General features: G+C 74.1%; 19 protein-coding genes. 8 read left to right on the top strand and 11 right to left on the bottom strand.

The window, feature by feature from the left end:
* Positions 1–154 precede the first annotated feature (154 nt).
* Together ASF47_RS11320 and ASF47_RS11315 are read left to right on the top strand one after the other, a co-directional pair.
* Positions 155–523 (top strand): FKBP-type peptidyl-prolyl cis-trans isomerase, encoded by a 369-nt coding sequence (locus tag ASF47_RS11320; RefSeq protein ID WP_056864078.1) that lies wholly within the window; start codon positions 155–157, stop codon positions 521–523.
* A 21-nt stretch (positions 524–544) separates the two neighbouring features.
* Positions 545–1708: a lactate 2-monooxygenase gene (locus tag ASF47_RS11315; RefSeq protein WP_200919044.1), complete on the top strand. Its 1164-nt coding sequence runs from the start codon at positions 545–547 to the stop codon at positions 1706–1708.
* Positions 1709–1764: 56 nt separating this feature from the next.
* On the opposite strand, the gene ASF47_RS11310 is transcribed toward ASF47_RS11315, so the two are convergent.
* Complete coding sequence (locus tag ASF47_RS11310) at positions 1765–2013, bottom strand: RNA-binding S4 domain-containing protein (protein ID WP_056864077.1); 249 nt, start codon at positions 2011–2013, stop codon at positions 1765–1767.
* A 49-nt stretch (positions 2014–2062) separates the two neighbouring features.
* Positions 2063–3373, bottom strand: coding sequence for a DUF445 domain-containing protein (locus ASF47_RS11305; RefSeq protein WP_082500333.1), 1311 nt, complete (start codon positions 3371–3373; stop codon positions 2063–2065).
* Positions 3374–3421: 48 nt separating this feature from the next.
* Here ASF47_RS11305 and ASF47_RS11300 point away from each other — a divergent pair, with 48 nt between their 5' ends.
* Complete coding sequence (locus tag ASF47_RS11300) at positions 3422–3871, top strand: adenylyltransferase/cytidyltransferase family protein (RefSeq protein ID WP_056864076.1); 450 nt, start codon at positions 3422–3424, stop codon at positions 3869–3871.
* Between the two features lie 84 nt (positions 3872–3955).
* A complete protein-coding gene (locus ASF47_RS11295) occupies positions 3956–5542 on the top strand; it encodes an MXAN_6640 family putative metalloprotease (protein ID WP_056864075.1) in 1587 nt (528 codons plus the stop codon).
* A gap of 71 nt (positions 5543–5613) precedes the next feature.
* Here the strand turns inward: ASF47_RS11295 and ASF47_RS11290 are convergent, their stop codons facing one another.
* From ASF47_RS11290 to zwf, 4 genes are all read right to left on the bottom strand, one after another.
* Positions 5614–6612 (bottom strand): hypothetical protein, encoded by a 999-nt coding sequence (locus ASF47_RS11290; RefSeq protein ID WP_056864074.1) that lies wholly within the window; start codon positions 6610–6612, stop codon positions 5614–5616.
* A 154-nt stretch (positions 6613–6766) separates the two neighbouring features.
* Entirely contained in the window at positions 6767–7351 is a 585-nt protein-coding gene (locus ASF47_RS11285; RefSeq protein ID WP_056864073.1) for a TMEM165/GDT1 family protein, read from the bottom strand.
* A gap of 240 nt (positions 7352–7591) precedes the next feature.
* Complete coding sequence (locus ASF47_RS11280) at positions 7592–9436, bottom strand: glycoside hydrolase family 15 protein (RefSeq protein WP_082500221.1); 1845 nt, start codon at positions 9434–9436, stop codon at positions 7592–7594.
* Positions 9429–10856 (bottom strand): glucose-6-phosphate dehydrogenase, encoded by a 1428-nt coding sequence (gene zwf / locus ASF47_RS11275; RefSeq protein ID WP_235558722.1) that lies wholly within the window; start codon positions 10854–10856, stop codon positions 9429–9431. The genes ASF47_RS11280 and zwf overlap by 8 nt, the downstream gene beginning before the upstream one ends.
* 127 nt (positions 10857–10983) lie before the next feature.
* Here zwf and ASF47_RS11270 point away from each other — a divergent pair, with 127 nt between their 5' ends.
* Positions 10984–12627: an ABC-F family ATP-binding cassette domain-containing protein gene (locus tag ASF47_RS11270; RefSeq protein ID WP_056864072.1), complete on the top strand. Its 1644-nt coding sequence runs from the start codon at positions 10984–10986 to the stop codon at positions 12625–12627.
* 40 nt (positions 12628–12667) lie between these two features.
* On the opposite strand, the gene ASF47_RS11265 is transcribed toward ASF47_RS11270, so the two are convergent.
* Positions 12668–13321: a response regulator gene (locus ASF47_RS11265; protein WP_056864071.1), complete on the bottom strand. Its 654-nt coding sequence runs from the start codon at positions 13319–13321 to the stop codon at positions 12668–12670.
* Positions 13322–13470: 149 nt separating this feature from the next.
* On the opposite strand from ASF47_RS11265, the gene ASF47_RS11260 reads away from it, so the two are divergent.
* Complete coding sequence (locus tag ASF47_RS11260; protein WP_056864070.1) at positions 13471–15216, top strand: sensor histidine kinase; 1746 nt, start codon at positions 13471–13473, stop codon at positions 15214–15216.
* A gap of 18 nt (positions 15217–15234) precedes the next feature.
* On the opposite strand, the gene ASF47_RS11255 is transcribed toward ASF47_RS11260, so the two are convergent.
* Complete coding sequence (locus ASF47_RS11255) at positions 15235–15906, bottom strand: response regulator transcription factor (protein WP_162242272.1); 672 nt, start codon at positions 15904–15906, stop codon at positions 15235–15237.
* Positions 15907–16259: 353 nt separating this feature from the next.
* Between ASF47_RS11255 and ASF47_RS11250 the strand changes: the two genes are divergently transcribed.
* Positions 16260–16916 carry a response regulator transcription factor gene (locus ASF47_RS11250; RefSeq protein WP_228942452.1) on the top strand — a complete coding sequence of 219 codons (657 nt, stop codon included), beginning with the start codon at positions 16260–16262 and terminating at the stop codon, positions 16914–16916.
* A gap of 115 nt (positions 16917–17031) precedes the next feature.
* Positions 17032–17892, top strand: a complete 861-nt coding sequence (locus ASF47_RS11245; protein ID WP_056864067.1) for a sugar transferase — start codon at positions 17032–17034, stop codon at positions 17890–17892.
* A 1174-nt stretch (positions 17893–19066) separates the two neighbouring features.
* On the opposite strand, the gene ASF47_RS11240 is transcribed toward ASF47_RS11245, so the two are convergent.
* Genes ASF47_RS11240 through ASF47_RS11230 form a run of 3 tightly spaced genes read right to left on the bottom strand, consistent with a single transcriptional unit; the run spans position 19067 to position 24425 of the window.
* Positions 19067–22564 carry an Ig-like domain-containing protein gene (locus ASF47_RS11240; protein ID WP_056864066.1) on the bottom strand — a complete coding sequence of 1166 codons (3498 nt, stop codon included), beginning with the start codon at positions 22562–22564 and terminating at the stop codon, positions 19067–19069.
* A gap of 39 nt (positions 22565–22603) precedes the next feature.
* The gene (locus ASF47_RS11235) at positions 22604–23479 is read right to left on the bottom strand and encodes a sulfotransferase family protein (RefSeq protein WP_082500219.1); all 876 of its coding nucleotides are present in this window, start codon (positions 23477–23479) and stop codon (positions 22604–22606) included.
* Between the two features lie 10 nt (positions 23480–23489).
* Positions 23490–24425 carry a sulfotransferase family protein gene (locus tag ASF47_RS11230; RefSeq protein WP_056864064.1) on the bottom strand — a complete coding sequence of 312 codons (936 nt, stop codon included), beginning with the start codon at positions 24423–24425 and terminating at the stop codon, positions 23490–23492.
* Positions 24426–24551: the final 126 nt, after the last annotated feature.

The raw sequence follows: 24551 nt of genomic DNA, 5'->3' as shown, positions 1-24551 counted from the left end.
TGCTGCCTGCGCGCCGCGACCCTACCCCGGTGTCCCTACGGTCCCCCGCACCCGTGGCGCGGTCGGTGCACGCGGTCGGGACACGCGGTGGCTAGGCTCCCACGGTCGGTCCGACCGGGCCGGCCACCAGGTCACCGAGAGGACACCGAGCACCATGGACAAGCCCGAGATCGACTTCCCCGACTTCGAGCCGCCGAAGGACCTCGAGATCACCGACCTCACGGTGGGCGACGGCGAGGAGGCCGCCGCCGGCCAGACCGTCTCCGTGCACTACGTCGGCGTGGCCCACTCCACCGGCGAGGAGTTCGACGCCTCCTACAACCGGGGCGAGCCGCTGCGCTTCCGCCTCGGCATCGGCCAGGTCATCTCCGGCTGGGACACCGGCGTGCAGGGCATGAAGGTGGGCGGTCGGCGCAAGCTCGTCATCCCGCCGCACCTCGGGTACGGCGACCGGGGCGCCGGCGGGGTCATCAAGCCGGGCGAGACGCTGATCTTCGTCGTCGACCTGCTCGCGGTCTCCTGACGACCCGCGCCACCGGCGACCGTGACGCACTTCGGCGACCACCAGACCGCGATCTACGCCCAGGGCATGTTCCTGGGCCAGACCCCCGCGATCACCACCGACCTCGCGGGGCTGGAGGCGCGGGCCGCCGAGGTGCTGGAGCCGGCCGCGCTGGGCTACGTCGTGCCCAGCGCGGGCGGCGGCTCCACCGCCCGCGCCAACGTGGCCGCCTTCGAGCGGTGGCGGATCGTGCCGCGCATGCTGCGCGACCACGCCCGGCGCGACCTCGCCACCACCGTGCTGGGTACGTCGATGGCCGCACCGGTGCTGCTCGGCCCGGTGGGGGTGCAGACCCTCGCCCACCCCGACGGCGAGCTGGCGAGCGCGCGGGCGGCGACCGCCCTGGGGCTCACCTACGTGCACTCCACGCAGGCCAGCCACTCCCTGGAGGAGGCCGCCGGGGCCTCCGGCGACGGGAGCCGGTGGTACCAGCTCTACTGGCCCTCCGACCCCGAGCTGTGCGAGAGCTTCCTCGACCGGGCGCACCGCGGCGGGTACACCCACCTGGTCGTCACCGTCGACACCACCCTGCTGGGGTGGCGGCCCGCCGACCTCGACCGCGGCTACCTCCCGTTCCTGGCCGGCGAGGGCATCGCCAACTACACCAGCGACCCGGTCTTCACCCGCCGCCTCGAGCGGCCGGCGTCCGAGGACCCCGGCGCCGCGGGCCTGGCCTTCGCCTCGGTCTTCCCCCACCCCGGTCTGTCGTGGGACCGGCTGGCCTGGCTGCGCGAGCGGTGGGCCGGCCCGATCGTGCTCAAGGGCGTCCAGCACGTCGACGACGCGCGGCTGGCCCGCGACCACGGCATGGACGGCATCGTGGTGTCCAACCACGGCGGGCGCCAGGTCGACGGGGCGGTGGCCTCCCTCGACGTGCTGCCCGCCATCGCCGAGGCCGTGGGGTCGGACCTGTGCGTGCTCTTCGACTCCGGGGTGCGCTCGGGGCCCGACGTGCTCAAGGCCCTCGCGCTGGGCGCGGAGGCCGTGCTGCTGGGGCGGCCCTACCTCTACGGCCTCGCCCTCGGCGGGCAGGCCGGGGTGGAGCACGTGCTGCGCTCCCTGCTGGCCGAGCTCGACCTCACCCTGGCCGGAGCGGGGTGGTCGTCACTGGCCGACCTCGGACCGCACTGCGTCGTGCGGGCCTGACCCGGGGCGCGGCGGAGGCCGCGTTCCTCCCGTCCCACCAGGGTCCTCCCCGGGTCCTACCAGGGCAGGCCGTCGTCGAAGGCGCCCCCGTCGGCGACGCGCGCGGCCCGGCCGCGCAGTTCCACCACGTCACCGGCCACGAGCTGGCGCCCGCGACGCGTGTCGACCTCGCCGTTGACGCGCACGTCGCCGGCCGCGACGACCTCCTTGGCCTCGGCCCCGCTGTCGATCAGGTCGGCCAGCTTGAGGAACTGTCCGAGCCGGATCACCTGGTCACGGATGGGGACGTCGACGGGCTCGGGCACGACGTCAGTCAACCACCCGCCACCGCCCGGACCGCCCGGGCCCCGCGGGTCAGCCGATCAGCACGCTCACGGCGTGGATCAGCACGCCGACGAGCCCGCCGACGACCGTGCCGTTGATCCGGATGAACTGCAGGTCGCGCCCCACGTGCAGCTCGATGCGGTCGGCGGCCTCCTTGCCGTCCCAGCGCGCGATGGTGCTGGAGATGATGGTGGTCACCTCGTCGCCGTAGCGGTCGACGGCGAACACGACGGCATCGGCGATCGTCGAGTCGAGCGAGGCGCGCAGGTCGGGCTCCTCGCCCAGGCGCCGCGCGAAGCGGGCCACCTCGGCCAGCAGTCGCTCCCGCACCGCCCCCTGGGGGTCCTGGAGCGACGAGGTGAGCACGCGACGCAGGGCGTCCCACAGCGACACGGCCGTCGCGACGACCTGCGGCTGGTCGAGCAGGCGGTCCTTGAGCCGCTCGGTGCGCTCCTGGGTCTCGGGGTCGTCGAGGAGGTCGTGGGCCAGCTGGACCAGCATCGAGTCGAGGGCCCGACGGGCCCGGTGCTCGGAGTCGTCGCGGATGTCCGCGACCCAGCGCACCAGCTCGAGGTGGATGCGCCCGGTGATCTTCTCGTTGATGCTGGGCGGGGCCCACCAGGGCGCTCGCTCCTCCAGCACCTGCGAGACGGTCTCGGGGTTCTCCAGCAGCCAGCCGTGGAGCTCGTCGAGGACCAGGTCGACGACGCCGTGGTGGAGGTCGTCGCGCATGACCTCCTCCAGCAGCTTGCCCAGCAACGGCGAGATCGGCTCCTCGTGGAAGCGGGGCACGAGCGCGTCCTGGACCACGGCGCGCACGTGCTCGTCCTTGACCTTCGCCAGACCGGTCGCGACGACCTCGGAGACCTCGTCGACCACCGACCGGGCGTGGTCGGGGTCGGAGAGCCACCGCCCCACGCGCGCCGAGACCTCGGCGGCGCCGATCCGCTCGCGCACGATGGACTCCTGCAGGAAGTTCTCCCCCACGAACTCCTCGAGGCCCTTGCCGAGCTCGTCCTTGCGTCGCGGCACGAGGGCGGTGTGCGGGATCGGCAGGCCGAGGGGGTGACGGAAGAGCGCGGTCACCGCGAACCAGTCGGCGATGGCGCCGACCATCGAGGCCTCGGCGCCGGCGTTGACGAAGCCCCAGAAGCCGTCCTGGCCCAGCGTGAGGACGTAGACCACGGCCGCGAAGGCGAGCAGGGAGCCGGCCACCACCCGCATCCGGCGCAGGCCCTGGCGGCGCAGGGCGTCGGCGCCGGGGTCGACGGCGGGCAGGGGCAGGCCGGAGGGGCCGGAGCCGGTGGCCTCGGACGTGGCGGTGCTCGTCGGTGTCGTCATCTCGCACACGATTCTCACCTACCCCCGCCGGGTGCGAGACTGCCGCCCATGCCCGCGCACCACGAGACCGCCACCAGCACCGTGGCCCCGCACGACGAGCGCCCGCGCACGGTGATCACCTTCGGCACCTTCGACGTCTTCCACGTCGGCCACCTGCGGGTCATCGAGCGGGCCGCGGGTCTCGGGGACCGGCTCGTGGTCGGCGTCTCCGCCGACGCGCTGAACCTGCGCAAGAAGGGTCGCGAGCCGGTTTTCAGCGAGGGCGAGCGGCTGGCCATCGTGGCCGCCCTCAAGCCGGTCGACGAGGCCTTCCTCGAGGAGAGCCTCGAGCTCAAGCGCGACTACATCGTGCGCTACGGCGCCGACGTGCTGGTGATGGGCGACGACTGGGCCGGACGCTTCGACGAGTTCCGCGACGTCTGCGAGGTCGTCTACCTCCCTCGCACCCCGGCGATCTCCACGACCGCACTGATCGAGAAGATCTCCGGCACCTCCTGAGGCGACCAGCGCGTCGGGTTTGCCCAGCGCTCGACACGGGGCAGGCTGACCGGGCCCGCTCCCCGACCTGATGAGGACTCCCCCATGCGCCGTACCCTCGCCGCCGCCGTGGTGGCGCTGAGCACGGCCCTCACCGCCGCGCCCGCCGCCTCGGCCACCACCCCCACCGTGACGGCGCCCCGCGCCGCCACGGCGGGCGTGGCCTCCGCCGACCGCGAGGCGACCGCTGTGAAGGCCCGAGCCGCGCTCGCCACCGCCAGCGACCTGGTCACCGGCGACGCCGCCCCCTCCGACGGCGTCCGACGCGTCGACGCGACCCTCGCGCTGACCGACCTCTTCGCCCGCCTCGACCACCTCCGGGGCCCTGAGCGCACCGCCGCCGAGGCCCTACTCGCACGCCCCACCGACGGTGCCGGCGACGTCTACGGCGACGGCTACACCGTGCGGTCGAAGAAGAAGTGCGCCGGCAACTTCTGCCTGCACTGGGTGCCGACCACCGCCGACGCCCCGCCCGGCATGACCTGGGTCAACCGCAACCTGGCCCTGCTCAACAAGGTGTGGCGCTTCGAGGTCGGCAAGCTCGGCTACCGCAAGCCCGTCAGCGACGGCTTCGTGAAGGGCCGCAACAACGGCGGCAACGGCAAGTTCGACGTCTACCTCGCCGACGTCGGCAGCCAGGGTCTCTACGGCTACTGCGCCCCGGAGTACGTCCGCAAGAGCAAGCCGCGCCTGGCCACCGGCTTCTGCGTGCTCGACAACGACTTCTCCCGCGACCAGTTCTCCGCGCCCCCGCGCGACAGCCTGCGGGTCACGGCCGCCCACGAGTTCTTCCACGCCATCCAGTTCGGCTACGACTACCTCGACGACCGCTGGTTCAAAGAGTCGACCGCGACGTGGATCGAGGAGCGCTTCGCCGACGACGTCAACGACAACCGCAGCTACCTCGTCGCGAGCCAGGTGCAGCGCCCCGGCTACTCGATGGACGTCTCGGGCGTCTCCAACTTCCAGCAGTACGGCAACTGGACCTGGTGGGAGTACCTCACCGTCCGCTACGGCGCCGGCATCGTGCGCAAGGTGTGGAACGGCGCCGGCCAGTTCAAGGGCGCGGGCCGCACCTACTCCACCAAGGCGCTGACCCGGGTCCTGGGCAGCCGGGGCGGCTTCCGCGCCGTCTACAACCGCTACGTCGGCGCCAACGTCGCCCCCGGGCGCTTCTACCCCGAGGGCGGGAGCTGGCCCTCGGCGAAGATCGGCAAGACCTGGAAGCTCACCGAGGACCAGCGCACCGCCTCCGGCGTGGCCACCCTCAACCACCTCGCGGCGCGCAACTTCGCGGCGGTGCCGGGCGGCTCGCTGGAGTCGGGCCGGTGGCGCGCGAAGATCACCGTCGACGGCCCTGCGGGCAGGACCTCACCGGCCGCCTACCTGACGGTCAAGAACACCCGTGGCGCCTGGGTGGAGAAGGCGATCCGGCTCAACCGTGACGGTCGCGGCAGCGTGGTCCTCCCGTTCTCCGCGAGGAAGGTGCGCGAGGCCGTGGTCTCCACCGTCAACGCCTCCACCCGCTTCGCCGACTGCGGCGGCGGCAGCATCTACTCCTGCGGCGGCACCCCGCGCGACGAGGGCAAGAAGTTCCGCGTGAGCGTGAAGGTCTACAAGAAGTCCCGCTGACCGACCTCGCGACGCACGAAGGCCCCCTCCCTCGGGAGGGGGCCTTTGTGCGTGCGGGCCGGGGTGCCGGGTCAGGAGCGCCCGAGCACCGCGGCGTCGGGCTGGAGCGCGTCGTCGGATCCCGGCGCGGGTGCGTCCTCGGTCTCGGTCTCGGGCTCGGGGGCCGGCTCCGTCTCGGGGGCCGGCTCCGGGTCGGCCTCGACAGGAGCCGGGTCGGGCTCGAGGGCGTCCACCACGTCGGTGACCTCGTCGACGACGTCGGGCAGCCCGCCGAGCACCGGGTCGACGACCGGGTCGAGCCCGTCGTCGCCGTCCACGTCGTCGACCTCGTCGACGATCACCTCGACCACGGGGTCGACGATCACCGACACGACGCCGTGGCCCTTGCCGGGGCTGCTCCCCCCGTTGCCGTTGCCGTTGCCGTTGCCCGGGGAGGCCGACGGACCGTTGCCGTTGTCACCCGGCGAGGTGGACGGGCCGTTGCCGTTGCCGTTGCCGTTGGCGTTGCCGTTGCCCGGGACGGGCTGGCCGCCGTCGGGCTGGGCGGGCTGGGCGGGCTGGGCTCCGGTGCCGGCCTCCGCCCCGATCGCCTGCTGCGGGGACCGGACCGGGTCGGTGCCGTCGTCGGCGGGCTGGTCGGTCGCGGGGGCGGCCGGCTCGGCGCCGGCGCCCGTCACTCCGGTCCCGACATCGGATCCGGTGGCGGACCCGGTGACCGACCCTGCCTCGGACCCCGCCTCGGACTCGGGGGCGTTGCGGTCGGAGCCCCCCGCGCCCGCGGACGGGGCACCGGAGCGGTCGCCCCGCGCAGGCTCGCGCGGGGCGTCGTCGTCCCCGACCGGGGCCGACGGCGTGACCGGGGCGTCGAGGGGCCGCAGCACCTCGGCGCCGATGACCTCCTGCTCGGGCCCGGCGGCGGTCGGGGCGACCAGGGTGGGCGCGACCTGCGTGATGACCAGCGAGGTCACCAGCACGCACACGAAGGCCAGGGCTCCCAGCGCGAGCGCGCCGTAGCCCAGGTGCAGGTCGAGCCTGCGACGCGCGATCGCGGCGCGTAGACGTGGTGACACCGGGCTCTCCTCATCGACGGTGATGACGCGTTGCCCCACCCCCCGAGGGACAGGACGACGCTAGTGGACGCGGGGCCGCGTCCGTGGCGTTTTCGCACAGGTGGCGCCGGGTGGTCCGGACCGCTGCGCGGCACGGACCGGCAGCCGGTCGCGATCAGGCGCCGACGAGACCGGCCCCCTCGGCGATCAGCAGGAACCCGAAGACGGCGAAGGCAGCGGCGGCGCCGTAGGTGATGGCCTTCTCCGGCAGCTTCTTGCCGAGCATGGCGCCGACCACGATGGCCAGCGCGTCGGCCGCCACCATGCCCAGCGTGCTGCCGATCCAGGTGCCGAACCAGCCCTCGCGCGTGGCCAGGGTGATGGTGGCCAGCATGGTCTTGTCGCCGAGCTCGGCGAGGAAGAACGCCACGCCCACCGCGAGGATCGCCGCGCCCTGGCTCGTGCGCGCCTTGTCGGCCTCCTCCTCGGTGAGCTCGTCGCCGCGCAGCGTCCACAGCGCGAAGCCGAGGAAGGCCACACCGGCGACGATGGCGATGGTGTCCTGGTACTCGGCGAAGGCGTCGCCGATGAAGTAGCCGATGCCCACCGACGCCAGGTGGACGATGGCCGTGGCGACGGTGATGCCGATGAGGACGTCGCGCGCGCGGTAGCGCGCGGCGAAGGTCATCGCCATCAGCTGGGACTTGTCGCCGAGCTCGGCGACGAAGATGACGGCGGTGCTGATCAGGAAGGCTTCCATGGGTTCCTCTCCGCGCCGGGCCGAGGAAGCGCCAGGGAGCCGGACGCGCCTTCGACCAGGCGCGACCGGTTGACGGGTCGTGGCACTGGTCGAAAGTCTCGTCCGCCCGCCGGCTCTCGCCGGCTGGCCCGCTGCACCGGTCCCGCCGCGAGGCGGGGCAGTGTGTCGACGCAGCTGTTGGGGACTACTCCCTTTCGGTGACCGAGCCTAGTCGCTGCGGCCCCGCGGGCACGAATCGGCTCACCCCAGGCTGCGGTCGAGGTTGAGCGCGGCACTGATGAGCGACAGGTGGGTGAAGGCCTGCGGGAAGTTGCCCTGCTGGTTGCCGGCCAGCCCGACCTGCTCGGCGTACAGACCGAGGTGGTTGGCGTAGGTGAACATCTTCTCCAGCGCCAGCCGCGCCTCGTCGATGCGACCGAGCCGCGTGAGCGCCTCGACGTACCAGAACGAGCAGAGCGAGAAGGTGCCCTCGTCGCCGTCGACACCGTCGCTGGTGGCGTCGAGGTCGTAGCGGAAGACCAGGCTGTCGGAGACCAGGCGGCGCTCGACCTCGGCCAGGGTGGACACGAACCGGGGGTCGTCCGGTGCCACGAACTTCACCATCGGCATGAGCAGCACCCCCGCGTCGAGGGTGTCGGAGCCCTCCGACTGCATGAAGGCCCCGACCTCGGGATCCCAGCTGTGCTCCATGATCCGGGTGAAGATGCGGTCACGGACCTCGCCCCAGCCGGCGAGGTCGCCGGGCAGCCCGCGCTGGCGGGCGATGCGCATCATCCGCTCGATGGCGACCCACGACATCAGCCGTGAGGTCGTGTGGGCCTGGGGGTCGTCGCGGATCTCCCACATGCCGGCGTCGTCGCGCTCCCAGTTGTCCATCAGCCAGGTCAGGGCACGCGTCAGGTCGGTCCAGGCGTCGTAGCTGATGCCCGTGCCGTACTTGTTGTAGAGGTAGACCGAGTCGATGAGCTCGCCGTAGATGTCGAGCTGGAGCTGACCCACGGCGGCGTTGCCCACCCGCACCGGCCGGGAGTCGAGGTGCCCGCGCAGGTGGTCGAGCTCGTGCTCCTCCACCGGCACCTCGCCGTCGATGTCGTAGAGCACGCGCAGCGGGCCGAGCTCGTCGTCGCCGTCGTCGTCGCGGCGCAGCCGGTCGGAGAGCCAGCCCATGAACGCGCCGGCCTCGTCGGTGAAGCCGAGGCGGAGCAGGGCGTAGAGGCTGAAGGCGGCGTCGCGGATCCAGACGTAGCGGTAGTCCCAGTTGCGCTCGCCCCCGATCTTCTCCGGCAGGCTGGTCGTCGGGGCGGCGATGATCGCCCCGGTGGGCTCGTGGGTCAGCAGCTTGAGGGTCAGCGCGGAGCGGTCGACCATCTCGCGCCACCGGCCGGTGTAGGTGGACTGGGAGAGCCAGTCGCGCCAGAAGCGGGCGGTGGCGTCGAAGAGCGCGGCGGTGTCGTCGCAGTCGCCCGTCGGGAGGTCCTGGTCGTCGTCGAGCACGTGGAGCACGAAGAGCGCCTCCTCGCCTCCCTCGAGCGTGAGGTCGGCCCGCACGCACCCCTCGTCGGTGGTGAGCGGGGCGGTGGAGGTGACGCCGAGGCGCAGGTCGGCGCCGGTCAGCAGGACTCCCCCGTCGGTCTCCTCGACCTCCGGCACGACCCGGCCGTAGTCGAAGCGGGGCGCCATCTCCATCCGGATGCGCGTGGCTCCCCGCACGCACGCCACCCGGCGCACCACGCGCTGGCGGTGGTCGGGGTCGTGCGGCCGGACGACCGGCATGAAGTCGTGCACCTCGGTGACGCCCTGCTCGGTGAGGAAGCGGGTGACGAGGATCGTGGAGTCGGGGAGGTAGAACTGGTGGGTCGTCGTCGCCCCGTCGACGGGCTCCATGCGCCACGCGCCGCCCTCGCCGGGGTCGAGCAGGGCCCCGAAGACGCTGGCCGAGTCGAAGCGGCGCGGACAGAACCAGTCGATCGTGGCGTCGGTGCCGACCAGCGCGCAGGAGCGCAGGTCGCCGATCAGCCCGTGGTCGGAGATGGCGACGAACCCCTCGGCGTCGGCCGGGCCGCCGCCGTGGGGCACCTCAGCCACCGAGCCGCCACCCGCCCTGCGGCAGGTCGAGCGCGGCCTGCGGGCCCCACGAGCCCTTCTCGTAGGGCTGCACCGACGGCGGGTTGTCGAGCACCGGCTGCACGACCTGCCACAGCCGGTCGACCTCGTCGGAGCGGGTGAAGAGGGTCTGGTCGCCGCGCAGCACGTCGAGCAGCAGCCGCTCGTAGGCCTCGAGGGGATCGCCGTCGGGGACGTCGTCGACCAGGTCGAGACGCAGCCGGGCCTCGACGAGCTCCATGTCGGGTCCGGGCTTCTTGGCCTGGAGCTCCACGGTGATCTTGGGGTCGTCGGTCAGCTCGAGCACCAGGTCGTTGCAGCCGGCCTGGTTGGAGAAGATCTTGGTGGCGGGCGTGCGCAGCCGCAGCGTGATCGTGCGCCTGCCCTCGGCCAGCGCCTTGCCGGTGCGCAGGTAGAACGGCACGCCGCGCCACCGGTCGTTGTCGACGAAGGCCTCGATGGCCACGAAGGTCTCCACCTCGGAGTCGTCGGCGACGTCGTCCTCGTCGCGGTAGCCCTCGAACTGTCCGTAGACCACGCGCGCGGGGTCGAGGGGCCGCATGGCGGCGAAGACCGCGGACTTGGCGTCGCGCAGGGTACCGGCGTCGAAGTCGACGGGGTCCTCCAGGGCGACGAAGCCGAGCAGCTGGCTGAGGTGGGTCGAGACCATGTCGCGCAGCGCCCCGGTGGACTCGTAGAAGCTGCCGCGGCCCTCGAGACCGAGCGCCTCGGGCACGTCGATCTGCACCGAGGAGACGGTCTCGTGGTTCCACGCCGGCTCGAAGAGCCCGTTGGCGAAGCGCAGGGCGAGGATGTTCTGCACGGCCTCCTTGCCCAGGAAGTGGTCGATGCGGAAGACCTGGTCCTCGTCGACGACCTCCTTGAGGCTGGCGTCGAGCTCGCGGGCCGTCTCGAGGTCCAGCCCGAAGGGCTTCTCGATGACCAGGCGGGCCCGCTCGGTGAGCCGCTCGCGACCGAGCATGGCGATCATGCCCTGCATGGCGCCGGGGGGCACCGAGAGGTAGATCAGGCGGCGCACGTCCTCGACGTCGGCGTCGAGCTCCTCCTCGGCGCGGCGCACCGCGGCGGCGAGGTCGGAGCCGTCGTCGGCGTGGGAGGTCTGGAAGCTCACCCGCGAGACCAGGTCGTCGAGGATCTCGGCGTCGGGGTGCTCGACGACGTCCTCGAGCCCCTGGCGCACGCGGTCGCGGAACTCCTCGTCGCTGCCCGGGGAGTGCCGACCGCTGCCGATGAGGCGGAAGTCGGCCGGGAGGCGGCCGTCCTCGGCGAGGCGGTAGAAGCCGGGGAAGAGCTTGCGGGCCGCCAGGTCTCCGGTGGCACCGAAGAGCACCATCACGTGCGGCGGCAGGTGCTCGCCGGCGGAGTCGGGTCGAGACGTCACGGTGGACCTTTCGTGGACGGGTTCGTGGGCGCGGTCGTGTGCGCCACGAGGTCAGGACTACCAGCCCACCTGTAGGGGTGACCAGGCCCGCGCCACCGACCGGTCGGCACCTGGCTAGGCTCCCCGGGTGAGCGCAACCCTCGTCGCCAAGGACCTGGCCGGGGGCCACGCCCACCGCACCCTCTTCGAGGGCCTCGACCTCACCGTGGCGCCGGGCGACGTGGTGGGGGTCGTCGGTGCCAACGGCGCCGGCAAGTCGACGCTCCTGCGCCTGCTGGCGGGGCACGACGCCCCCCTCGCCGGCTCGGTCTCGACCGCGCCGTCGGACGCGTTCGTGGGCTGGCTGCCCCAGGAGCACGAGCGCGTCCCCGGGGAGAGCGTGGGCGCCTACCTCGCACGACGCACGGGGGCGGCGGCGGCGACCGAGCGGATGGAGGCCACCGCGGCCGACCTGGGCGCGCAGGCGCCCGGGGCCGACGACGCCTACGTCGCCGCCTTCGACCACTGGATGGCCAGCGGCGCGGCCGACCTCGAGGACCGCACCGGGGCGGTGCTGGCCGACCTCGGACTCGACCTCGGCGCCGACACCCCGATGACCGCCCTGTCGGGCGGACAGGCCGCACGGGTCGCGCTCGCCGCCCTGCTGCTGAGCCGCTTCGACGTGGTGCTCCTCGACGAGCCCACCAACGACCTCGACCTGAAGGGCCTCGAACGGCTCGAGGGCTTCGTGCGCGGGCTGCGGGCCGGGGTCGTGCTGGTCTCCCACGACCGGGAGTTCCTGGCGCGCTGCGTGACCCGCGTCGTGGAGCTCGACCTGGCCCAGCACCAGGTGGCGGTCTACGACGGCGGCTACGACGCCTTCCTCGAGGAGCGGGCCGTCGCCCGGCGCCACGCCCGCGAGGCCTACGAGGAGTTCGCCTCGACCAAGGCCGACCTCGTGGCCCGCGCCCGCACCCAGCGAGAGTGGAGCAGCCAGGGGGTGCGCAACGCCCTGCGCAAGAGCCCCGACAACGACAAGATCCGTCGCCGCGCCCAGTCGGAGTCCTCGGAGAAGCAGGCGCAGAAGGTGCGGCAGATGGAGTCGCGCATCGCCCGCCTCGACGAGGTGGAGGAGCCGCGCAAGGAGTGGGTGCTCCAGCTCGAGATCGCCGCCGCGCCCCGGTCCAGCGCCGTCGTCGCCAGCCTCGACGCGGCGACCCGCACCCTCGGCGACTTCCGCCTCGGACCGGTCACGCTCCAGGTCGACGCCGGCGACCGCATCGGCATCACCGGGCCCAACGGCGCGGGCAAGACCACGCTGCTGCGCCTGCTGCTCGGCCACGACCAGCCCGACTCCGGCCGCTCCTCGCTGGGCGCGAGCGTAGCGGTCGGCGAGATCGACCAGGCACGCTCCGGCCTGGCCGAGGACCAGCCGCTCGGAGCGGCGTTCGAGGCGCTGGTGCCGCAGTGGAGCCAGGCCGAGGTGCGCACGCTGCTGGCCAAGTTCGGCCTCAAGGCCGACCAGGTCAGCAGCCGGGTGGGGCGCCTCTCCCCCGGCGAGCGCACCCGGGCCGCCCTCGCGCTGCTCCAGGCGCGCGGGGTCAACCTGCTGGTGCTCGACGAGCCCACCAACCACCTCGACCTGCCGGCCATCGAGCAGCTGGAGCAGGCGCTGGAGTCCTACACCGGGGCGCTGCTGCTGGTCACCCACGACCGACGCCTGCTCGACGCCGTGCGGCTGGACCGACGCTGGGAGGTCGAGGCAGGCGTCGTCACCTCGGTGCTGGGCTGAGCCGGGACGGGATCAGGGCTGAGACAGGGCCGGAGAGGGCTCAGCCCACGCGTTGGGGGCGGTCGTCCAGCAGCCGGTTGACCAGGAGGGCCGCCTGCGCCCGTCGCTGCAGGCCCAGCTTGGCCAGCACGTTGGAGACGTAGTTCTTCACCGTCTTCTCGGCCAGGAACATGCGGTCGCCGATCTGGCGATTGGTGAGGCCCTCGGCGATCAGGTCGAGGATCCGACGCTCCTGCGCCGTCAGCGTCCGCAGCTCGGCCGGCACCTCGCGCCGCGGCGCCGGTGTGCGCTCCGCGGCCCGGCGCACCAGGGCGGGGTCGATGAGCGTGCCGCCCGCGGCCAGCACGGCTACCGCGTCGAGCAGCTCGGTGCCGGTGACCTGCTTGAGGACGTAGCCCGCAGCCCCGGCGTGCACGGCGGAGTAGAGCGCCTCGGCGTCGTCGTAGGAGGTCAGCATCAGGCAGGCGATGCTCGGGTCGACCGCGCGCACGTGACGGCAGACCTCGATGCCGGTGCCGTCGGGCAGCCGCGCGTCGAGGATGGCCACGTCGGGTCTCAGCGCCGGGATGCGCGCCATCGCGGTGGCGGCGCTGCCGGCCTCCCCCACGACGGAGTAGCCCTCGACGCTCTCCAGCAGGTCGTGCAGGCCCCGTCGTACGAGCTCGTGGTCGTCGAGCAGAAACAGTGTGGTCACGGCGATCCCCCCTCAGGTCGGCCGAGAACGGGCATGTGGTGCTCCCGCCACACAGTGTGACCGCGACGACAGCGATCGACCAGGGACCAAAGTCCCGACACAGGTCCTCTCCCGCGGTGCATGATGACGGTCCACGGCCGGGGGGACGGATGGATCGCGACGACAACGACGAGGTGCCGGCACTCGGCTTCGACTCGCTGCTGCTGCAGCTGGTCGACCGCGCCGGGGAGCTGATCGGCGCGCGGGACCGGCTCAAGTCGCTCGTGCGCGCCAACCACGACCTCGTCACGGCGCTCGACCTGCCCACCGTGCGACGCCGGGTGTGCTCGGTCGCCGCCGAGCTGGTCGACGCCCGCTACGCCTGGCTCGTGGTGTGGGACGACGACGGCGAGCTCGAGGACTTCGTGCACCACGCGGTCGACGAGGGAGTGACCGGCTCCCTGGGCGGGGCGGTGGACCGCCAGCGGCTGCTCTCCGACGTGATGGCCACCGGCCACCCCCACGGCCTGGTCGCGGCCTGCGCCCCGCACTGCTCGTGCGGCACGCCCGAGCTGCACGAGCCGGAGGGCGGGCTGCTCGTGGTGCCGATCCGTCCTCGCCAGCAGCTGCTCGGCACGCTCTACCTCACCGCCAAGCGCACCGGCACCTTCACCGCCGACGACGAGGAGCTCGTGCACGCCCTCGCCGTCACCGCGGGCATCGCCATGACCAACGCCCGGCTCTTCGACGACCTGGCCTACCGCGAGCAGTGGTCCTCCGTGCTGGCCCAGGCCTCCCGTGACCTGTCGGTGCAGGAGGGCGAGGAGGTCACCGCCCTGCTCACCGGCGCCCGCGACCTGGCCGGCGCCGCGGTGGCCGCGGTGACCGCGCCCGGTGACGACCCGGCCACCCTCGTGACGACCCACGCGGTGGGGCTGGCGGCCGAGGCGTCGATCGGCCTGGTGCTGCCCACGTGCGGCACCCTCGCCGGCAAGGCGGTGACCTCCGGGGTCGCCGCGGCCGCCGACGGCGTCGACCAGCTGCAGCCGCACGGCTACCGCGGCATGGGCGAGCTCGGCCACGCCCTCGCGGTGCCCTTCGTCATCGAGGACCGCGGGGTCGCGGCGCTCGTGCTGGCCCGGGAGCGGGGCGAGGGAGGCTTCCTGGGCCGCGACATCGAGATGGCCGAGGCCTTCGCCGCCCAGCTCGGGGTCGTGCTGGCCCAGGCCGAGGTCCGCGCCACCCGCGAGCGCCTCGGTCTGGTGGAGGACCGGCAGCGCATCGCCCGCGACCTCCACGACCACGTGATCCAGCGCCTCTTCGCCGCGGGGCTCGGGCTCGACGCCGTCGTGCTCCAGATCGGCCCGGGGCCGGTGGCCGACCGCATCGCCCTCATGAACGAGGAGGTCAACGCGGCCATCAGCCAGATCCGGCAGAGCATCTTCTCGCTGGGGGCCACCTCCCGCCCCACCTCGCTGCGCGGGCGGGTGGCCGAGGTCGTCGGCACGACGGTCGGCTTCGCCGTGCCCCCGGCGACGACCTTCGCCGGCCCGGTCGAGCACGTGACCCAGGAGTCGCTGGCCCAGGACGTGGCCGCGGTGGTGCGCGAGAGCCTCGCCAACGCCGTGCGGCACGGGCGCGCCGGCACCGCTCACGTGCACGTCGCGGTGCGCGAGGGGTGGCTCGTCGTCGAGGTCGCCGACGACGGCAGCGGGGCCGTCGACCTCACGCCCCGCGCCGAGCGGAGCGGCCTGTCCAACATGGCCGAGCGCGCACGGAGGCGAGGCGGGTCGATGACCGCGGAGGTGGTGCCCCGCGACGACGACGGCGCGGGCGGCGCGGTCGAGGGCGGGGCGCCCGGCGACCCGCAGGCCGCGGCCGGTGGTGTCGTGGTGCGGTGGTCGGTGCCCCTCTGAGGCACTCCCGACGCCGTCTCACGAGTCCTCCAGGACCGCGGCGTAGAGCGCCACCGCGGCCAGCTGCGAGCGCACGTGGAGCTTGCGCAGCACCGCGCGCACCTGGGTGCGCACGGTCGCCTCCGACACCCCGGCGGCGACGGCGATCTCGGCCACGCTGGTGCCGGCGAAGAGGGAGTCGAGCACCTCCAGCTCGCGCGGCGAGAGCTGAGCGATGCGCCGCTCGACCGACGTCCGCTCCCGCCTGACCCGCGACCAGGCGGCCACCAGCTCGGCCACCGTCTGCGGCTCCACCGACCGGTGCCCGGCCGCTGCCAGCCGCAGGGCGAGGTCGACCTCGCGCAGCGACGACGTGCACTCCACGACCTCGCTGGCGCCCGCCTCGAGAGCCGCGCCCCACCACGGGCCGCGCTCGGTCGTCGTCACCAGGACCCAGGGCGTGCCGACGCCGGCGACGGCGGTGCGCAGGGCGCCGAGGCGCCGCGGACTGCCCACGTCGGCCACCACGAGCACGACGTCGGGCCGGCCGTGCTCGGCGGCGGACCCGAGCACGACGTGCTCGGTGAGGAAGCCGCGCCGACGCAGCGCCGAGGCCACCGTCTCCGCCACGAGACCCTCGTCGGCGACGACCAGCACCCCCGGCCGCGACGGGGCGGGGCGCGACGTCGCCTCCGCGACGAAGGGCGTCACCACTGCCCGCCTCCCCGGCAGCGGGGCGGGGCGGCGGAGCCGGCCGGGCCGGCGGGTCTCGTGGGGCAGACGACGGCGTCTGTGCAGGTCACGGGCCCACAGTGGGGTGTGGACGGGTCGCCGGTGAGACGTCGCACCCCCGCATCCTGACTATTGGGCACGCGCAGGCGCAGCCGCCCGGCGGACCGACCGGTCGACTCGTCAAGCTTGGGTAGGGACCTAAGTCCCTGTGAGGACCCTGAGGGCCGTTCCTAGGCTCCGACCAGTCGCACGCACCGGGAGAGCCCGCGTGGTGCCGACTGCTGGAGGGGGGCCCAGTGAGTCAGTCTGTCGTGCCGCGGAGTGGGTTCCGCGTGCTGATCATCGAGAACCACGTCCTGTTCGCCGAGTCGCTCGAGCTCGCGCTCGGGGTGGAGGGCTACGACGCGCGCCGGGTGCGCCTGGACGACGTCGCCGGCGCGCCCGGGCAGCTGTCGAGCACCCTGGCGCGGCTGCGTCCGCGGATGGTGCTCATCGGGCTCGACCCGGGGCCGCTGGGCCAGGCGGCCCGCGTCGTGCGCACCATCGCCGCGACCGGCACGCCGGTCGTCGTCGTCACGTCCTCGCCCGACCGCGCCACCTGGGGGGAGTGCGTCCGGCTCGGTGCACGGCAGGTCGTGAGCAAGACCCGGCCGCTCAACGACCTGCTCGCCGTCGTGCGGCGACTGCACCACGGGCTGCCCGTGCTGCAGGTCAGCGAGCGCGAGGAGCTGCTGCGCCTGTGGCAGGAGCAGCGTCACGACCACGAGGACCTCCGCCGGCGTCTCGAGCTGCTGACGACGCGCGAGCAGGAGGTGCTCCAGGGGCTGATGCGCGGCTCGCTGGTGCGCGACATCGCCCGCGAGTCGGTGGTCTCCGAGGCCACGGTGCGCACCCAGGTGAAGTCGATCCTGGCCAAGCTCGGGGTCTCCTCCCAGCTCTCCGCGGTCGGCATCGCCCACCGTGTCGGGTGGTACTCCGCCGTGGGCTGAGCCGGCGTCGGGGCGGCCCGCATTTGTGCCGTATTTGCGGGATGCCCGCCCCCAGAGCCCTCCCTAGCGTGGAGCGCGATGAGCGGCCCGTGAGGGCGACTCGAGGGGGTAGCAGATGTCGAGCATCGAGCTGGAGCACGCCGGGCCCGAGCCCGGGTCACCGAGGGCGGAGCTCGCCCGGGTCGACGTGACGGGGGACGGTGGTCTGGTCGACGTGGGACTGGTCGACGTGGGACTGGTCGACGTGGGACTGGTCGACGTGGGACTGGTCGACGTGGTGCCCGAGGGTCTGCCCGAGCTGGTGGCCGACCTCGGTGCCGACCTGGCCGCCGACCTGGCCGCCGGGGAGCGGTGGCTCGGCTCACAGGCCACCCGGGCCTGCCGGGCGGCCTGCGACCTCGCAGGTCGCGCGGCCGCACTGCTGCTGCTGCTGGGCGTGCTGCCGCTGCTGCTGGGGCTCGTGGTCGCCGTGCGGCTGGACTCGGCCGGCCCCGCGCTCTTCCGCCAGGTGCGGGTGGGGCGCGGGGAGCGTCCCTTCATCATGCTGAAGCTGCGCTCGATGGAGGTCGCGGCCGAGCTGCGCCTGGAGGCCGTCGCCCACCTCGACGAGGGCAACGGGGTGCTCTTCAAGATGCGCCGCGACCCCCGCGTCACCCGGGTCGGTGCCGTGCTGCGGCGCTGGTCGCTCGACGAGCTGCCCCAGCTGTGGAACGTCGTGCGCGGGGACATGGCCCTCGTCGGACCGCGGCCCGCGCTGCCCTCGGAGGTGGACGCCTACGACGAGCGGACGCGACGACGTCTGCGGGTGAAGCCCGGGCTGACCGGCCTGTGGCAGGTCTCGGGCCGCTCCGACCTGTCGTGGGACGACAGCGTCCGACTCGACCTGACCTACGTCGACCAGTGGTCGCTGCGCCTGGAGGCCTCGATCCTCCTGCGCACCCTCGGCGCCGTCGTCGGCCGCCGCGGCGCCTACTGACGCGCGCGAGCCACGGCCGCCACCCGCTCGGGTGCGGAGCGGTCGGCCGTCGGCGGTCGGCGGTCGGTCCGACCCCGCAGCACCTCGCCCCGCTCCGGGACCCAGCAGCCGGACCGGCCCGCGGATCCGCTGGCCAGCCGGCCCGGGGCGGGCCCCGGGCGACCGGAGGCTCATCCACACCGGCAGTGCCCGACCCGCTCCGGGCGCCGGACACCAGCAGCCCGGGCGACGCCCCCACCGACACCCCTCCCCCGCCTGCCCCGCCCCCTGCCCCACCCCATGCCCGGCAACGGTCCTGGGTTGATCGAACATTCGTTCAACCCAGAAAGGCCTCGGCCCGCCCAGGACATGCAGCCCCACGAACAGCCACGACACCACCGACACCACCGGGCCGCCAGCAGCTGGCCGTTGGCAGTCCTGGGTTGATCGAACGTTCGTTCAACCCAGAAGGACCTCGGCCCGCCCACGACACGCAGCCCCACGAACAGCCACGACACCACCGACACCACGGTGCCGCGAGCAGCTGCCCGCTGGCAGTCCTGGGTTGATCGAACGTTCGTTCAACCCAGAAGCGCCTTGGCCCGCCGAGGACACGCGAGCCCACGACGGCGCCGACGCCACCGGCACCTCGACGCCACCGGCACCCTGGTGCCGCCGGCCGCCGGCCGCCGGCCGCCGGCGGCCTGTCGCCGATCGCCGGTCGCCGGTCCGCCCGGTCGCCGGTCGCTGGTCGCTGGTCGCTGGTCGCTAGCGGTCCTCCGTCGACCCGACGTCCGATCACCCAGGAGGAGCTGCGAGGCCACGAGCGTGGACCGACCGACGTGGCGCCGTCAGCGCGGGCACCGTCGCGCGGTGCGACGCCGGCCGCACCCGCGGGCACCGCGCCGAGCCGGGCGGCTGGCACCGCTGGATCGATCCTCCGACGGCGCCGACGGGCCCGGGAACGACGACGCCCCACCCCGCTGCGTGAGCGGGGTGGGGCGTCGTCGTCGGGTGACCCCCCTCCCCCCAGAGGGGTGGGCCCGTGTCGGGGGCGGGCGGTCAGGCCGGTGAGCGGGCCCGGCAGGCGGCCCGGGTCACCGGCGGACCGCCGGCGGCCACGGGAGCGTCGGCGGAGCGCCGGCGGCGGCGGCCACGGGAGCGTCGTCGGAGCGCCCTCGAGGGTCACCGGGGGTCATTGGAGGGTCACCGTGCGCCAGGCCGTGCGGGCGGAGACGTTGCCGGCCCCGTCGGCCGCGGTCACCTGGTAGCCGTAGCGGCCCGCCGCGGGCGGGGCGAAGGTGTAGGCCCAGGTGGCCGTCGGCACGCCGGGCGAGACCCCGGCGGCGACGGTCGTGTAGGGACCCCAGCCGCTGCCGTTCCACCACAGCTTGCTGACCGTGTCCTGCACCGCGACGCGCACCGAGGTGACCCCGACGGCGTCGGTGGCGTCGCCCGAGAGCACCACCGACGGCATCGACGCGGTGGCGTTGGTGGCGGCGGGTGCGAGCACCCGTGCCACCGGTGCGGTCGTGTCGGGTGCCCCGCTCAGCGTGAAGGAACGGGTGGCCGGGTCGGCGTCGGGCGTGCCCGACGCGTCGGTCGCGGTCGCGGTGACGGCGTAGGAGCCGGCCGGTGCTCCCGGCAGCGTGTAGCCCCAGGTGGCCGACGGGGTGCCCGAGCCCGTCAGGGTCGCGGCCACGGTGGCCGGCGCGGTGGTGAAGGCGGTGCCGTTCCACGAGCGGCCGGAGCCGTCGGTGATGGCGAGGCGCACGCCCGCCACCGCACGGTCGTCGGTGGCGGTGCCGCTCAGCGCGACGTTGCCGCTGGGCAGGCTCGCCCCCGCCTCCGGCGAGGTGATCGTGGTGTCGGGGGCGACGGTGTCGGGCGCCTCCGTGGTCACGGTGAAGGGCACCGAGGGCCGGGAGCCGTCGATGAGCCCGGCGGCGTCGCGCGCCTCCACGGTGATCGTGTAGGAGCCGGCCGCCCGTGGCGTCCACTCCCACGACCAGCCGGTGCTCGTCGCACCGGGCGCGTCCAGCGTCGCGGGCCACGACGTGTACCCCGTGGAGAAGCCGGTCGACCCGCTCCCGCTCCACCAGCGCCCGGTCGCGTTGTCCTTGAGGGCCACGCGCACCCCGGCGACGCCGACGTTGTCGGTCGCGGCGCCGGCGAAGCGCACGGTGCCCAGCGGCAGCGCCGCTGCGGGAGCCGGCGGTGGGGCGGGGAAGGTCAGCGTGCCGTCGGGGCGCGTGGTGTCGTTGGTGGTGGGCGGCGGCAGCGGCGGCGGGGTGGCGCCGGTCATGGCGAAGGAGCGCACGACCGCGGACCCGGCGTTGACGTTGCCGTTGTGGTCCACGGTCCGCACCGTGGCCAGGTAGCGGCCACGGGCGCCGACCCCGGGGAAGACGAAGCGCCACGACGCCGAGGTCGCGGGCGCGGCGCTCGAGGTCCACGAGGCCATCGACCACGTGGGGGCGGCGTCCCAGCTGGCGTCGGAGGAGTTCCAGTAGAGCCCGGTGTCGGCGTCCTGCACCGACAGCTCGACGTTGCCGACCGACTGGTTGTCGGCGGCGGTGCCGGTGAGGGTGACCGAGGCCAGCGGCAGCACGCTGCTCTGGGCGGGTGCGGTCACGACCGGGGCCGAGGGCCCGGTCGACTCGTAGGTGCGCGCGGCGGCCGTGTCGTAGACCTGGATCCGGTCGTTGCCGGAGTCGGCGACGTAGACCCGGCCCTGGCCGTCGCAGTCGACGCCGGCCGGGCCCCGGAAGGAGTAGGGGTCCTGGCCGTAGGTGGAGCCCCACCGGGTCACGAAGGTGCCGTCGGGGTTCATGACGGTGACCTTGGCGGCCTGCTCGTCGACGATGTGGACCTGGCCGCCGCAGAAGGTGAGGTCGGCGATGTCGCGGAACTGGCCGAGCGCCGTGCCCGAGGCGCCGAAGGTGGCCAGTGCGTTGCCGGCCTGGTCGTAGGTGCGCACCCGCGTCCCCGAGCCGATGTAGATCGTGCCGGTGGAGGGGTCGACCGCTGTGCCGCTCGCGGTGACCGGGATGAAGTTGGCGTCGGGGTCGTCGACGGTCGGGCTGGCGTCGAGCTCGGCGAAGGTGACGGCGTCGAGGATCTTGACGCTGGCGGCCATCCGGTCGGTGATGATCGCCACCTGCCGGCCGTCGGGTCGGGTGTAGAACTCCACGTCTCCGGGCCAGCGGAAGTGGCCGTTGTCGGTGTCGTCGGAGCCGATCTGGCCGACCTGGCGCACGTAGGTCGGGCTGCCGCCGGCGGTGGTCGGGGCGTTGTAGACCTGGAGGTGGTGGCCACGCTCGTTGACCACCCACAGCCGCTTCGGCGTGGTGGCCGTCGGCGGCTGCACCGCGATGTGGCGCGGGTAGTTCATGTCGAAGGCACCGCCCGGTCCACGACGGCCCCAGGCGCCGAGGGAGGCGCCGGTGGAGCTGAAACGCTGGAAGCGCTGGGCCCAGGCGTCGGCCACCCACACGTCGCCGGTGGCGTCGTCGACCGACACGTCGCGCGGCTGCGCGAGCATGCCCACGGGAGGTCGCCGCGATGGGCTCGGGGCCCGCAGCAGCGGGGTGCCGCCGGAGGTGTACTTCTCGACCTCGAAGCCCCCGAAGTCACCGACCCAGACGTTGCCCTCGTCGTCGACGTCGACCTGGCGCCCGCCGCCGGAGAACTGGCCCGGTCCCTCCCCCTCCCCGCCGAAGCTCCCGACGTAGGACCCGTCGCGGCGGAAGACGTCGATGTCGGAGTTCTCCGCGTCGACGAGGTAGACCCGCCCCGAGGCGTCGTCGACGGTGATGCTGCGGTTGTCGCCGCCGGTCTGGGTGGTGGCGAAGGTCGACAGGTAGGTGCCGTCGCGTCCGTAGACGTAGGCCCGGCGGTTGAAGGCGTCGGTCATGTAGACCTGGTCGTCGTCGGTGATGTCGATGCCGTAGACGCGCGCCTGGTTGGTCTCCGACGTGCCGGGCGGCGTGATGGCCCACGAGCCGAGCTCGTCGACGGTCTGGGTGGCGTCGTTGAAGTGCAGGTGCAGCAGGCGCGGCGGGTTGGCCTCGTCGAGGGTGTTCGCGGTCACCGACAGGTTCTGGTAGTGGCTGTCGAGCACCCACACGTCCCCGGTGTCCTCCTCCACCGTCATCCAGACGGGGTAGAAGGCACGGAAGCGGTTGCCGGTCGAGGAGCTCAGGCTGGCGTCGGCGGTGTAGAGGAAGTTGCCCGCCTTGTCGTACTTGGCGATCGCGGCGGTGAGCGGGTTGTCCTTGAGCTCCGCGACGTAGACCGCCCCGTCGGTGGGGTCGGTGGCGATGCTGTAGGGCTGGCCCAGCGGGTTCGGCCGGTAGAAGTCGCCCAGCGGGTTGCCCTGCTTGTCGTAGCGGCGCACCGAGAAGTTGAGGTAGTCGCCGACCAGCACCTCCTCGGTCACGGGGTTGTACTGCACGCCCCAGGCGAAGACGCCCGGGCGGCCCTGGCCGCCGATGGAGCGCAGGAAGCGGGGCTGCTGGCCCGAGGCCACCGCCGCGTCGGCGGTCGAGCCGGTCGTCGTCACGACCAGCAGGGCCGGGGCGAGCGCCACGGTGAGGGCGAGCAGGAGGCGGGCGGCGGCGACGCGCAGGCGGCTGCGCCGCCCCGGCGTACGGCGCGCAGCGCGCGGTCGGGTCTCGGACGGGTCGGTCATGGTTGCTCCTGGTGCGAGGGACGCCGCGGCGCCGGGGTGTCAGCGGTAGCCGAGGGCGAGGAGCTGGGCGTCCAGCACCTTGTCCAGGGCCGCGACGTCCCCGGTGGCGAGGTCGTCGCGGAAGGCCTCCGAGCGGGCCGGGTCGAAGTGGTGGCGGGCCAGTCCCCGCTCGAAGGACCGGCTGCGCGCCAGTCCCACGTGGTCGAGCACGGCGCCGAGCGTGCCGTGCGGGTCGGCGACGACGTCCTCGTGCCGCACCCGGATCCAGGACCCGGCCGGTGCGAGGGCGCGCGCGTCGTCGTAGGCCTCCATCAGCGAGCGCCAGGCCAGGCCCGCGAGCACCGGGAAGCTCTCACCGTGCTCGCGCCACAGCTCGTGCAGGTCGGGGCGCAGCGGGCCGAAGAGCAGCCGGCCGGCGCCGCGGTGGCCGTCCCACCACGGCATCTGCAGCCACGAGCTGGCCACCGCCCGACCGTCGCGCACGACCTCGACGACCAGGGCGTCGGGGAAGCACTCCAGCAGCAGGCCGGCGCGCGGCCAGCCGGTGAGCTTGTGCAGGAAGACCGGGGCGCCCAGCGCCTCGGCCCGGTCCTCCACCAGGTCGACCAGCCGCCGCCGCAGCCACGGGGTGGCGTCGGCGGCGGTGAGGTCGCGCGCGGGGTCGACGAGCAGCGGGGACACCTCGCGGGCCAGCAGCCGGTAGGCCTCGCTCGGCGCGAAGCGCGCCCCGCCCTTGCGGGTCACCCCGGCGGGCAGGCGCCGCCAGGCGACGTTGTGGGCGTGGCGGCTGCGCAGCACGCCGAGGTCGTCGAGGTTGGTCACGAAGCCGGTGTCCTCGTGGCGCGCCAGCACCTCGTGCACCAGTGTCGACCCGCAGCGCCCCGTGCCGAGCACGAAGACCGGTCTCGCCCTCACCGTCGGCCCCTCACCGGTAGCCGTGACGGGCCAGCGACGGCGCGAGGATGCGGGCCACGCCCACCGGCACCTCGCGTGTCGAGCGGTTGCGGTCGGGGTAGCTCAGCCGGCGCAGCTCCTCGGCCCACGCACCGTACTCGCCCAGCCCGGCGAAGCGGGCGGTCGCGCCGAGGACCGCGACGGGGTCGCGGACCAGCTCCTCGTAGCCCACGTGGCGCACGCGGCCCGGGTCGAGCCCGGCCAGCCCCGCGTCGAGGGCCTCGGTCTCGTGGAGCCAGTGGCGCGCGGCCAGCTCGGCGGGGTCGGCGCCCTGCGCCACCCGGTCGAGCACCCGCGCCCCGCCGTCCCACCACAGCTCCAGGTCGGGCCACCAGTCCACGCCGGTCAGCGAGCGCGTGACGGCACGGCCGTCGCGCGTCACGACCACGAAGCGCGCCCGCGGGAAGGCCTCGGCCAGCAGCGGCACCCGGCGGTTGTGGTCGATGCGCTTGGAGACCACCACCGCGGCGCCGGCGCTGCGGCGCAGCCGCTCCAGGTCGCGCACGAGGCCCGCGACGTCGACGGCGGGGTCGCCGGGGGCGGCGCCGGGCAGGGCGCCGCGGCGCACGAACACCGGCTCGCCCTCCACCGGCTGCGGGAAGAACCGCTCGGCGAGGCTGCGGCGCGAGGCGTAGCGGTAGGCGTCGTCGCCCCCGGGGCCGAACCACACCGCGCGGCGCCGCTCGGGCGCGAGGCGGGCCACGCGGCCCAGGGCCCCCAGCTCCGGCAGGGCCGGGAGCCGGCGGTGGTAGTTGCTGACCCAGCCCGCGCGCGGGTGCAGGGCCAGCGCGCGGTAGACCAGGCTCGTGCCCGAGCGCGGCGCGCCCAGCACGAACAGCGGCCCCGCGTCACCGCGGTCGTCGGGCCGGGCCGGACGGGTCGGCCGGGCTGCGGCGTACGACGTCATGGGGCTCCTCGGGTGGACGTTCTGACCCTCGGAGTCAAGCGAGCCGCGACCCCGTGCAGCGGGGCCCGGCGGGCACGTCCCCAAGAGTGGTGACGGCCCGTCGGGGCGGGGTCGGGGACGCTGATC

The sequence above is a fragment of the Nocardioides sp. Leaf285 genome, from assembly GCF_001422955.1.
Taxonomy (GTDB): domain Bacteria; phylum Actinomycetota; class Actinomycetes; order Propionibacteriales; family Nocardioidaceae; genus Nocardioides; species Nocardioides kribbensis.
The sequence above is the reverse complement of the archived record's forward strand: the minus strand, read 5'-3'. Positions and strand labels throughout refer to the sequence as shown.

Excerpts from the sequence above, each read along its gene's own strand:
- ASF47_RS11320 (WP_056864078.1), top strand. The coding sequence starts at position 155 with ATGGACAAGCCCGAGATCGACTTCCCCGACTTCGAGCCGCCGAAGGAC.
- ASF47_RS11305 (WP_082500333.1), bottom strand. The coding sequence starts at position 3,373 with ATGACGACACCGACGAGCACCGCCACGTCCGAGGCCACCGGCTCCGGC.
- ASF47_RS11300 (WP_056864076.1), top strand. The coding sequence starts at position 3,422 with ATGCCCGCGCACCACGAGACCGCCACCAGCACCGTGGCCCCGCACGAC.
- ASF47_RS11295 (WP_056864075.1), top strand. The coding sequence starts at position 3,956 with ATGCGCCGTACCCTCGCCGCCGCCGTGGTGGCGCTGAGCACGGCCCTC.
- ASF47_RS11285 (WP_056864073.1), bottom strand. The coding sequence starts at position 7,351 with ATGGAAGCCTTCCTGATCAGCACCGCCGTCATCTTCGTCGCCGAGCTC.
- ASF47_RS11260 (WP_056864070.1), top strand. The coding sequence starts at position 13,471 with ATGGATCGCGACGACAACGACGAGGTGCCGGCACTCGGCTTCGACTCG.
- ASF47_RS11245 (WP_056864067.1), top strand. The coding sequence starts at position 17,032 with ATGTCGAGCATCGAGCTGGAGCACGCCGGGCCCGAGCCCGGGTCACCG.
- ASF47_RS11240 (WP_056864066.1), bottom strand. The coding sequence starts at position 22,564 with ATGACCGACCCGTCCGAGACCCGACCGCGCGCTGCGCGCCGTACGCCG.
- ASF47_RS11230 (WP_056864064.1), bottom strand. The coding sequence starts at position 24,425 with ATGACGTCGTACGCCGCAGCCCGGCCGACCCGTCCGGCCCGGCCCGAC.